At 70.8% G+C, this 10,657-nt stretch carries 13 protein-coding genes; 5 read left to right on the forward strand and 8 right to left on the reverse strand.

Annotation, left to right across the window (positions count from 1 at the left end; genetic code table 11):
* Positions 1-851, forward strand: an 851-nt coding sequence (gene queG, locus INE98_RS10555; protein ID WP_293538789.1) for a tRNA epoxyqueuosine(34) reductase QueG, incomplete at its 5' end; no start/stop codon positions are given.
* Here the strand turns inward: queG and INE98_RS10560 are convergent.
* The 4 genes from INE98_RS10560 to rfbC form a co-directional block, all read right to left on the reverse strand.
* Positions 839-1,642: a crotonase/enoyl-CoA hydratase family protein gene (locus INE98_RS10560; RefSeq protein ID WP_293538791.1), complete on the reverse strand. Its 804-nt coding sequence runs from the start codon at positions 1,640-1,642 to the stop codon at positions 839-841. The genes queG and INE98_RS10560 overlap by 13 nt on opposite strands.
* A gap of 11 nt (positions 1,643-1,653) precedes the next feature.
* Entirely contained in the window at positions 1,654-2,568 is a 915-nt protein-coding gene (locus INE98_RS10565) for a glutathione S-transferase family protein (RefSeq protein WP_293538792.1), read from the reverse strand.
* 67 nt (positions 2,569-2,635) lie between these two features.
* On the reverse strand, positions 2,636-3,493 hold the full coding sequence (locus INE98_RS10570; protein ID WP_293538793.1) for an acyl-CoA thioesterase II: 858 nt from the start codon (positions 3,491-3,493) through the stop codon (positions 2,636-2,638).
* A gap of 16 nt (positions 3,494-3,509) precedes the next feature.
* Complete coding sequence (rfbC, locus tag INE98_RS10575; protein ID WP_293538795.1) at positions 3,510-4,067, reverse strand: dTDP-4-dehydrorhamnose 3,5-epimerase; 558 nt, start codon at positions 4,065-4,067, stop codon at positions 3,510-3,512.
* 44 nt (positions 4,068-4,111) lie between these two features.
* Between rfbC and INE98_RS10580 the strand changes: the two genes are divergently transcribed.
* Entirely contained in the window at positions 4,112-5,167 is a 1,056-nt protein-coding gene (locus tag INE98_RS10580) for a glycosyltransferase family 2 protein (RefSeq protein ID WP_293538797.1), read from the forward strand.
* Here the strand turns inward: INE98_RS10580 and INE98_RS10585 are convergent.
* The 3 genes from INE98_RS10585 to INE98_RS10595 all read right to left on the reverse strand — a co-directional run bounded on the left by INE98_RS10585 (position 5,156) and on the right by INE98_RS10595 (position 8,748).
* Positions 5,156-5,656, reverse strand: coding sequence for an FKBP-type peptidyl-prolyl cis-trans isomerase (locus INE98_RS10585; RefSeq protein WP_293538799.1), 501 nt, complete (start codon positions 5,654-5,656; stop codon positions 5,156-5,158). The genes INE98_RS10580 and INE98_RS10585 overlap by 12 nt on opposite strands.
* An 11-nt stretch (positions 5,657-5,667) precedes the next feature.
* Positions 5,668-6,870: a threonine ammonia-lyase gene (locus INE98_RS10590; protein ID WP_293538801.1), complete on the reverse strand. Its 1,203-nt coding sequence runs from the start codon at positions 6,868-6,870 to the stop codon at positions 5,668-5,670.
* 66 nt (positions 6,871-6,936) lie between these two features.
* On the reverse strand, positions 6,937-8,748 hold the full coding sequence (locus INE98_RS10595) for an ABC transporter ATP-binding protein (protein WP_293538803.1): 1,812 nt from the start codon (positions 8,746-8,748) through the stop codon (positions 6,937-6,939).
* A gap of 89 nt (positions 8,749-8,837) precedes the next feature.
* Here INE98_RS10595 and INE98_RS10600 point away from each other — a divergent pair, with 89 nt between their 5' ends.
* The 3 genes from INE98_RS10600 to INE98_RS10610 are packed head-to-tail and all read left to right on the forward strand — an operon-like array spanning position 8,838 to position 10,263.
* A complete protein-coding gene (locus INE98_RS10600) occupies positions 8,838-9,356 on the forward strand; it encodes an HAD family hydrolase (protein ID WP_293538805.1) in 519 nt (172 codons plus the stop codon).
* Between the two features lie 44 nt (positions 9,357-9,400).
* Positions 9,401-9,856, forward strand: coding sequence for a PaaI family thioesterase (locus tag INE98_RS10605; RefSeq protein WP_293538807.1), 456 nt, complete (start codon positions 9,401-9,403; stop codon positions 9,854-9,856).
* Positions 9,853-10,263, forward strand: coding sequence for a PaaI family thioesterase (locus INE98_RS10610; protein WP_293538808.1), 411 nt, complete (start codon positions 9,853-9,855; stop codon positions 10,261-10,263). The genes INE98_RS10605 and INE98_RS10610 overlap by 4 nt, the downstream gene beginning before the upstream one ends.
* Positions 10,264-10,344: 81 nt before the next feature.
* Here the strand turns inward: INE98_RS10610 and INE98_RS10615 are convergent.
* Positions 10,345-10,657: PhnD/SsuA/transferrin family substrate-binding protein (locus INE98_RS10615; protein WP_367120189.1), on the reverse strand; the 313-nt coding region annotated here is incomplete at its 5' end.

The raw sequence follows: 10,657 nt of genomic DNA on the forward strand, positions 1-10,657 counted from the left end.
ACCGCGCGGCAATTTCGGTCTATGCGCGCCACCGCGACTATCACGATGCGCTGAAGAAACGGCTGAAGGCGCTGGGGCGGTGGCTGTGCGCCACGCAAGGCGGCGACTGCAAAGTGTTCGTCGATACGGCCCCCGTCATGGAAAAGCCGCTGGCACAGGCCGCCGGCCTCGGCTGGCAGGGCAAACACACCAATCTCGTGTCGCGCGATTTCGGCTCGTGGCTGTTTTTGGGGGCTGTGTTCACCACGCTCGAGCTTGCCCCCGATGCGGCGGACAGCGACCATTGCGGCGCCTGCCATGCATGCCTCGACATCTGCCCCACGGCAGCCTTCCCGGCCCCCTACCAGCTCGACGCCCGCCGCTGCGTCTCCTACCTGACCATCGAGCACCGGGGGCCGGTGGATCACGCCCTGCGCCCCGGGCTTGGCAACCGGATCTACGGCTGCGACGACTGCCTGGCGGTCTGCCCCTGGAACAAGTTCGCCCAGGCCGGGCGGGAGCAGAGGCTGGCCGCCCGGACCGACCGGGTCGAGCCGCCCCTGGCCGAGCTGGCGGCCCTGGACGAGGCGGCGTTCCGGGCGCGCTTCTCCCGCTCGCCGGTCAAGCGCACGGGCCGGGACCGGTTCCTGCGGAACGTCCTGTACGCCATTGGCAATTCCGGCGACCCGACCCTGGCCCCGTCGGCGGAGGCGAGGCTGGATGACGCCTCGCCCCTGGTCCGGGGGGCGGCGGTCTGGGCGCTCTCGCGCCTCTTGGACGAGGCCGGGTTCGAAACCCTGGCCCGCGCGCGCGCCGGGGCCGAGACAGACGCCGGCGTACGCGCGGAATGGGCGGCGGCTCAGTCGGCGTAGACGCCCGGGCGGTTCTCCATCGCCGCCTTCACCGCCTCGACCTGGTTGGGCGAGCCGATCAGGGCGCCCTGCTCGCGGCTCTCGGCCAGCAGGATGGCGTGCTGGTCGGCGTCGGCCGCCATGTCCAGGAGGCGCTTGCCGGCGCGGATGGCCTCGGGGTTCTTGGAGGCGATGTCCGCCGCGAGGGCCAGGGCCTCGGCCCGGGGATCGGCGCAGACGCGGGTCGCGAAGCCCAGCCGATGGGCCTCCTCTCCGTTGAAGATCCGGCCGGTGAAGGTCAGCTCGCGGGCCACGTCGTCGCGCACCAGGCGCTTCATGAGGACCAGGCCCGCCATGTCGGGCACCAGGCCCCACTTGATCTCCAGCACCGCCATGCGGACATCCGGCGTCACAAAGCGGATGTCGGCGCCCAGGGCCAGCTGGAAGCCGCCCCCGAAGGCGACGCCGTGGATGGCGGCGATCACGGGGACCGTCTGCTCGCGCCAGACCATGACCGCGTGCTGGGCATGGTTCGACCCGCCCGCGGTGCGCTCCGGCGTGAGAAGGCCCGCCCCGCCGCGGCGCTCGCCCGAGGCCATCTTGGCGAAGTTGCCCATGTCGAGGCCGGCGCAGAAGGCGCGGCCATCCCCGGACAGGACGATGGCCCGCACGCCCTTCTCGGTCTTGAGGCGCTCGCCGGTGTCCACCAGGGCCTGGAACATGCGGTCGTCGAGGGCGTTCATCTTGTCGGTGCGGACGAGCCGGACGTCGGCGACGCCGTTCTCGATAGTGACCTGGATGCGGTCTTCCATGGGTGTCTCCTTCAGCTCTTGCCGGGCAGGGCGACGTAGCCCACCCGGGGAAAATGCAGGTGCAGGCGGCCAAGGTCCGGGGTTTCCCGGGCCAGGATGAGGCGGGAGGGGCCTGCGGCCACCAGGGTCCCGGCGATGGGATCCCGGCCATAGTCATCGGCCATCACCACCACCGGATCACCCGGGGACAGGCCCAGGGCGTCGTCGGGATCATGGTCCGGCGCGGGAGCGGGCTCGGCCGCCCGGGCGATGTCCAGGGCGGCCGCGCCGGTGATCTCGGTCCGGGTCCCCTGGCCGATCGCGGCCATCCGGCCCCGCCAGGCCTCGAGCCGCTCCAGGCCGGCTGTCAGCCGGGCGTAGGTGTCGGGCAGGGCGCCCTTCAGCCACCAGATGTTCATCCAGGCCGAGGCGTCGGCAAGGCCGGGCGCCTCGCCGGCCAGGAAGGGCGCATCCCCCAGGGCGTGGTCGATCCAGGAGGCGTGCCCCCGCCACTGGACCCGCATGGGACCCGCAGCCTGGGCCATGGCCTCCACGTCGAAGGGCCGGCCGGACAGCTTCTCGCGGTCTGCAATGAAGGCCTTGGGCGTCAGGTGGCCCATCTCGCCGAAGATCACCGGCACGGTGGCCTGGAAGAACAGGCGGTCCGCCCAGAGGCCAATCCCCCTCAGGCCCGGCAGGCCCCGGTCGCCCGGCAGGGGCGTGCGCCTCTGCAGCTCGTCGAGGATGACCATGGAGTCGCAGTAGACGTCGGCGCCGATCTGCAGGACCGGCGCGCGCCGGTAGCCGCCCGTCAGGGGAGTCAGGTCAGGCTTGGGCATCATGTTCGGCGTGAGCACCGACGACCAGGCCTGGCCGGTCATGCCGAAGACCTTCCGCACCTTCTCCGAGAAAGGCGAGGGATCGTAGTGGTGAAGGATCAGGTCCATGGGCTCTCCCGCCGTGCGCCCCGGAAGGCTGTCACGGATTTCGCCGCCGGGCCACCGTGACGCCGCGTCAGCGCCAGCGGATCAGGGCCTCCTGGGCGGCCTCGGCCACCAGCCGGCCCGTGCGGTCATAGATCTGGCCCCGGTTGAAGCCCCGCCCACCCGAGGCCGAGGGGCTGTCCTGCACGAACAGGTGCCAGTCATGGAAGTCCGAGGGCTGGTGGAACCACATGGCGTGATCAAGGCTGGCGGCCTGCAGCCGGCCGCTGTCCCAGTCGACTCCGTGCGGCCGCAGGGAGGCGTCCATCAGGGTCATGTCCGAGCCATAGGCCAGGGCGCACTGGTTCACGGCCACCGAGTCCCCGAGGGGCAGGCGGGCGCGGAACCAGCACATGTCCGTGGGTTCGCGGACCCCGACGAAGCCATGGGGAACCGGCTCGCAGGGCTTGAGCTCCACCGGCCAGATTCGCCGGGAGGCCGGGTCGAGGCCGGCCTCGGCGCGGAGCTCCTCCTCGTTCTTCAACGCCTCGGGCGGCGGGGCCTCTGGCATGGGCAACTGGTGCTCGAGGCCGGTCTCGGGGACCTGGAACGAGGCGGCGAGGTTGAAGATCTGCTTGCCGTTCTGGATGGCCACCACCCGGCGGACGCTGAAGGATCCGCCATCCCGGGCCCTGTCGACCTGGAAGAGGATGGGCAGCTTCGGGTTTCCCGGCCGGATGAAGTAGCAGTGCAGGGAATGGCAGGTGCGGTCCTCGATGGTCCGGTAGGCGGCCGCCAGGGCCTGGGCCACCACCTGGCCGCCATAGATCCGGCGGGTCTCGTGGGGCGGGTTGAAGCCCCGGAACAGGTCGGTGTCCAGAATCTCGAGGTCGAGAAGCGCCAGGAGCTCGTGGGACTCGAACGCGGTTTTCAGGTCGGGCTGGGTCATGGCCGGGATCAGGAACTCAGAATGCGAGGTCGAGGAGATCGGAGAGCCGGGGCAGGAGCCGGTCCTTGTCGGACAGGACGGCGACGTCGGCGCTGACGGGCCAGTCGATGGCAAGGTCCGGGTCGTTCCAGATCACTCCGCCTTCGGTCTGGGGGGCGTAGTCGCCATCGACCTTGTAGGCCAGCATGACGTCATCGCAGAGGGTGCAGTAGCCGTGGGCGAAGCCCCGCGGCACGAACAGTTGCTCGCCGCCCTCGGCGGTCAGGGTCGCCGAGACCCAGCGGCCCCGGGTGGATGATCCGGGGCGGACGTCCACCGCCACGTCGAGGATGGCCCCGGCCAGCACCCGCACCAGCTTGGCCTGGGGATGCGGCGCGGCCTGGAAATGCAGGCCCCGGACGGTCCCGGCGCGGGCACTGAAGGCCTGGTTGTCCTGGACGAAGTCGGCATCGACGCCGGCCGCGGCCAGGGTGCGGCGGCTCCAGGTCTCGGAGAACCACCCGCGTGCATCGCCATGCCGGCGCGGCGTGATAAGAAGGACCTCCGGAAGGGCCAGGGGCGTTACGGTCGTCATCGGGTTCCCGGATACGGGCGGCAAGGCCGCGAAGGGTGCGAGGCATGGCGCGGGACGCGGCGAAAGACAACCCTGACGCGCCGGGAGCGGCTCCGGTCAGCGTGATTGTCGTCGCCTGGCAGTCGGGCGGGGACCTGACCCGGTGCCTGGCCGCCCTCGCCGCCCAGACCGTGCGGCCCCTCGAGATCCTGCTGGTCGACAACGCCTCCACCGACGGCGCGCCGGAGGCCGCCCTGCAGGCCGTCCCGGGCGTCACCCTCATTGCGGCGGGCGCCAACCTCGGCTTCGCCGCCGGCGTGAACCTCGGCGCCCGCCAGGCCCGGGGGGAGTGGCTGGCCCTCGTCAACCCCGACGCCTTCGCCGCGCCGGACTGGCTCGAGCGCCTGCTCGCCGGGGCGGCTCGGTCCCCGCAGGTCGGATGCTTCGGTTGCCGGCAGGCCATGGCCGGCGAGGCCGGGCGGCTGGACGGCCTGGGGGACGTCATGAGCCTGCCGGGCATTCCCTACCGCGGCGGCTACGGCCTGGCCGATCCTGGCCCCGTGGAGGAGGGCGAATGCTTCTCGGCCTGCGGCGGCGCCATGCTCGTCCGCCGGTCGCTGTTCGAGGCCCTGGGCGGCTTTGACGAAGAGCTCTTCATGTACTGCGAGGACGTCGACCTGGGTTATCGCATCCGCCTGGCCGGCGGCGCCTGCCGGGTGATCCCCGACGCGGTGGTCGAGCACAGAGGCTCGGCGTCGACGGGGGGCGCCGGATCGGACTTCGCCAGCTTCCACGGGGCGCGGAACCGGATCCGGGTGTTCATCAAGGACACCCCGCCCGTGCTGTTCTGGCTGACCCTTCCCCTGCACGTCCTGGCCACCGCCGTCCTGTTCCTCCGGCTCGCCGGACAGGGCAGGCTGGCCCCGAACCTGAGGGGCGCGCGGGCGGCTCTGTCTGGTCTGCCGGCCGCCCTGGCGGCCCGCCGGCGGACGCAGGCGACGCGGACGGCGACTTCCTGGGAGATCGCACGGGCCATGACCTGCAATCCCCTGGACCTCCTCGGCCGCCGGGTGGTCATCCGCCGCCCGCGGCGGCGCAGCGGGGCCGGGTCAGCCGCCTGACGTGTGGCGCGGGCCGGGCAGGACGTCGAGCAGCTCGATCCGGAAGATCAGGGTGGCGCCCGGCGGGATCGGCCCGCCGCCCTCGTCGCCATAGCCCAGGTCCGCCGGGACAAAGATGCGCCACTCGTCGCCGGGCCTCATGAGCTGCAGAGCCTCGACCCATCCGGGGATCAGGCGGTCCAGGGGCATGATGGCGGGCACGCCCCTGTCGTAGGAGCTGTCGAAGACTTCGCCGGTGAGGAGCTTGCCCTCGTAGTGGACCCGGATCTGGTCGCCGGGCAGGGGCCGCACCCCGTCGGCGGGACCCGACTTCACCACCTGGTACTGCAGTCCAGACGGCAGGGCCTTCACGCCCGGCTCGGCGGCGTTCTTCGCCAGGAAGGCCTTGCCCGCCTCGGCGTTGGCGGCCAGCACCTTGGGGTCGGGGCCCCTCTGGCAGGCGGCGAGCAGGGAAAGGCCGGCGGCCAGGGCGATGAGGACGAGGCGCATTGGGGTCTCCTTCAGACCGCGCGGGGCGGATAGCCCCGGGCCCTGAGGGCCTCCATGATTTCTTCGGTGTGCCGGGCGTCGCGGGTCTCGATCATGATGTCGAACTCCGCACCCTTGGCCGGCACGTCCAGGGCCAGGCGGTTGTGCGCCACCTCGACGATATTGGCGCCCATCTGGCCGATCAGGGCCGAGACATTGGCCAGCAGGCCCGGGCGGTCGTCTCCGATGATCCGAAGGGAAACGAGGCGCTGGTCCCGGACCAGCTGGCGGGTGAGGACCGAGGCGAGAAGGCGGGTGTCGATGTTGCCGCCGCAGAGGATCACCCCGACCTTCTTGCCCCGGAACCGGTCGGGATAGGCCAGGAGAGCGGCGAGAGCCGCCGCACCGGCGCCCTCGGCGACCGTCTTCTCCACGTTGCAGAACAGGGCCACGGCTTGCTCGAGAAAGGGCTCCTCGAGCAGCAGGACCTCGTCGATCAGAGGGCGGGCGACCCCGTAGGTCAGGTCGCCGACCCGCTTGACAGCTATGCCCTCGGCGATGGTCGCCCCGCCGGTGACGGCCTCGATGCCCTGCATGCGCGCCGTGAAGGACGGATACATGGCCGGCTCGACGCCGATCACCCGGCAGTTCGGGTTGATGGACTTGGCCACGGTTGCGCAGCCGGCGATCAGGCCGCCGCCGCCGATGGGCACGGGCAGGACCTCGATGTCCGGCTGCTCCTCGAACATCTCCAGGGCCACCGTGCCCTGGCCGGCCATGACCTTCAGGTCATCGAACGGGTGGACGAAGGTCAGCTCGCGCTCATCACAGAGCTTCCGAGCAATGGCGGCGGACTCGTCGTAGGTGTCGCCATCCTGGACCACCTCGGCGCCGAAGGCCCGGGTCTGCTGGACCTTCACGAAGGGGGTCGAGCGCGGCATGACGATGGTCACGGGAATGCCCAGCCGGGCGGCGTGGTAGGCCAGGCCCTGGCTGTGGTTGCCGGCCGAGGCGGCGATCACCCCTCGACGGGACTCGTTGTCCGACAGCTGCAGCAGGGTGTTGAGCGCCCCGCGCTCCTTGTAGGCCGCGGTGAACTGCAGGTTCTCGAACTTCACCCACACCTCGGCGCCCGTGATCTCCGACAGGGTCTGCGACTTGCGGAAGGGCGTGCGCTCGACCCGTCCGGCGATGCGGTCGGCGGCGGCGCGGACATCGGCGAGGGTGAGACTCATGACGGACCCGTGGCTTTCAGGGGCCCTCCCTAGTCCCTCCGCCGAAAAAGGGGAAGGCTTGCGGCGTCAGGCGACCGGATCGAACTCGCTCACCCGGTGGCCGGGGGAAACCTCCGTCAGGATGGGCCGATAGGGAGGCGTCTCGCCTTTTCGGGAGGCCAGGAAGTGGAGCGCCGCCTCCGGATCCAGAGGACTCGGCAGGTCGCCCGCGAGCCGCAGCCGGGGCCGTTCCCGCTCCACCGCCGGGTCTGGAATCAGAGCCGCCGCAAGGAGGGCCCGGGTATAGGGATGACGCGCATCCTCGAAGATGCGGCTGGCGGGCGCCTCCTCCATCACCCGCCCCATGTAGAGCACCATGACCCGATGGCTGATCTCCCTCACCACGGCGAGGTCGTGGCTGATGAACATCATGGCCATGCCGAACTCCCGCTGCAGATCGATCAGGAGATCGATGATCTGGGCCCGGATCGAGACGTCCAGGGCCGAGACCGCCTCGTCGCAGACCACAAGCCGCGGCTTCAGGATCATGGCCCGGGCGATGCCCACCCGCTGGTTCTGTCCGCCGGACAGCTCGTGCGGGTATCGGTTGATCAGGTCCCCGGAAAGACCGACCCGCTCCATCATGGAACGCACTTCAGCCTCCCGGGCTCTCCGGTCGATCTCCGGTCGGAAGACTCCAAGGGGCTCGGCGATGGAATCCCCGACCGGCATCCGCGGGTCCAGGCTGGCCAGAGGGTCCTGAAAGACAATCTGCAGGTCACGGCGGGCGGCTCTGAGGGCCTCCCGGTCGGTCTCCGGGATGTCCCGGCCCAGCAGTGTGACCGTACCGCTGGTCCGCGGAACAAGCCGGAGAATGGCCCGCGAAAGGGTGGACTTCCCGCATCCGCTCTCGCCCACGACGCCCAGGGTCTCGCCCTGCCGGATCTCCAGGGTGACTCCATCGACCGCGCGAAGCTCGGCCTTCCGACCAAGAACGCCCCTTCGGACCGGGAACCAGACCCGGACATCGGAAGCCTGCACCGCCAGGGGAGCGCCTTCAGGCACCGGTGCGGGCGAAGGTCGTCCGCCGCGATCCGTCCGGTCGAGGCGCGGCGCCGCGCTCAGAAGGCTTCGCGTATACTCTGTCTGAGGTCGGGCGAAGATCTCCGACGCTCGGCCGGCCTCGACATAGGCGCCGTCCTTCATCACGCAGACCCGGTCCGCCAGCCGGGCCACCACGCCCATGTCGTGGGTGATGAGAATGAGGCCTGTACCGCTTTCGCGGATCAGGTCCTCCATGAGGTCGAGGATTTCGGCCTGGACGGTGACATCGAGGGCCGTGGTCGGTTCGTCGGCGATCAGCAGGCGGGGGGAGCAGGCCATGGCGCCGGCGATCATCACCCTCTGGCGCATGCCGCCCGAGAGCTCGTGGGGATACTGGTCCAGGCGCCGGGCGGCGTCGGGGATGCGCACCCGGTCCAGCCAGCGCAGGGCCTCTGCCCGGGCGTCGCGGGCAGAGAGGCCGCGGGCGCGGCGCAGGGGCTCGCCAAGCTGGTCGCCAACCCTCAGGTGAGGCGTAAGGGCCGTCAGGGGATCCTGGAAGATCATGCCCATTCCCGCCCCTCGGACCGAATTCAGGACCCGTCTGGGAGCGCCCAGCAACTCCTGTCCCTCGAAACGGACCGATCCGGTCGCTCGGCCATTGGGCGCCAGGAGGCCCATGACGGCCATGAAGGTCTGGCTCTTGCCGGACCCGCTTTCCCCGACAACGCCCAGGGTCTCTCCGGGGCGGACCTCAAGAGAGACCCCGCGGACTGCGGGCGCCACGCCGTCGCGGGTCTCGAATTCGATTCGCAGGTCCTCGAGGGTCAGGATGGGGCTCGTGGGTGTCGGCGTCACTGTCGGCTCCGATGGGCTTCGACAGAGCATAAGGCGAGCCGCGGCGAAGGGAAATCGCCAGGCGCCGCGAAGGCCGCTAGACTGTCGCCGTGACCGGATTTTTTCGCCCCGCCCTGTTTCTGGACCGCGACGGCGTCCTCAATGAGGATCGCGGCTATGTCCACCGCTGGGAGGACTTCCGCTGGATCCCCGGCGCCCGGGAGGCTGTGGCCGCCTTCAACGCCCGCGACTGGTGGGTCTTTGTGGTCACCAACCAGTCCGGGGTCGGACGGGGCTATTATCCCGAGGACGACGTCCACGCCCTGCACGCCCGGATGCTGGAGGAGCTTGCGGCGGCGGGCGCACGGATCGACGCCTTCTACCATTGCCCCTTCCACCCCGAGGCCCTCGAGGACCGCTATCGCCACCCCGACCCGCCGGATCGCAAGCCCAACCCGGGCATGCTGCTCCGGGCGATGGCCGAATGGCCGGTCGACACCGCGCGCTCGGTCATGGTCGGCGACAAGGCCATTGATGTGGAGGCCGGGAGGCGGGCCGGGGTGCGCGCCCTTCTCTTTCCCGGCGGCGACCTGGCCGCCTTCCTCGCCGCCGCGATCAGCGAGGACTGACAGGGCGCATTGACCCGTTTCGCCCGGCGCTGCAAACGGAAGGCATGAGCGATCCCAACCCCAACCTGGCCGCCGCCGCCGCCATGGCGACCGAGGTCCCCCAGGCCGCCGCCCTCGGCTTCCAGATGGTCTCCGCGGCGAACGCCCGCGGCGTCATGCACGCGCCCTGGCGCGAGGACCTGGTCGGCGACCCGGAGACCGGCGTCATCGCGTCGGGCGTCGTCACCTCCCTGCTCGACCACTGCTGCGGCATGGCCATCACCGCCGCCACGGGCGAGCGGCGGCCCACAGCCACCCTCGACCTGCGCATCGACTACATGCGACCCGCCGCCCCGCGGGCCGGCGTCACGGTGGAGGCCCACTGTTACCACATGACCCGGTCCATCGCCTTCGTCCGCGCCCACGCCTGGGACGCCGACCCGGCCGATCCCATCGCCACCGCCCAGGCCGCCTTCATGCTGGCCGGACCCGTCGGCCCCGGCACGGGAGGCGCGGCGTGACCCCGGAAGATCACCTCAGGGCCTTCCTGGCGCGGGCGCCCTACATCCGGTTCCTGGGCATGACGGCCGAGCTGGCCGGCGACGAGCTGACCGGCATCCTGCCCTTCTCGCCTCACCTGATCGGCAATACCATGCTGCCGGCCCTGCACGGCGGGGTGATCGGCGGCTTCCTGGAGATGACCGCCCTGGCCCCGCTGGCGGTGACCCAGTCCACCCCCCGGGTGCACAAGACCATCGACGTGACCATCGAGTACCTGCGACCGGGCCGGGCCATGACCACCTACGCCCGGGCGGACCTTCGCAAGGTCGGCCGCCGCATCGCCAATGTCCACGTCGAGGCCTGGCAGGAAGCCCGCAGCCAGCCCATCGCCGCCCTCCGGGGCCACTTCATGCTGGCCGAGGACTAGGCCGGGGCCGTTGGCCTCCTCACCGGGGGGAGCAATTGGCGCTCTGATTCCTCCCCCAAAGTGCGAAGCGGTCCGGAGGGGTCAGCCGTCCTGCCGCGCGGCCAGGGCCTTCTGCTCGGTCCGGACCTGGTCGAGTAGGGCCTGGGCCTTCGCCTCGGCCTCTGGGTCCTTGCGGTTGCGGGCCTCGATAAGGGCGCCGGTGGCCTCCATCTCGCGCACGGGCAACAGGTGGCTGTCGTCGGCGGGCTTGAAGGGGCCGGTCTGGATGGCGCGCAATATCTCCCTCTGCCGCCTGGCCTCGTCGCTGTCGCCGACCCCGTAACCGAGGATGAAATCGCGGATCTTCGACTTCAGGGCCGGGTCAAGGTCCTTTCGCCAGACCATCGGATCCTCG

Origin of the sequence: Phenylobacterium sp. (genome assembly GCF_020253645.1) — a bacterium.
In the GTDB taxonomy this organism is placed as follows: Bacteria; Pseudomonadota; Alphaproteobacteria; order Caulobacterales; family Caulobacteraceae; genus Phenylobacterium.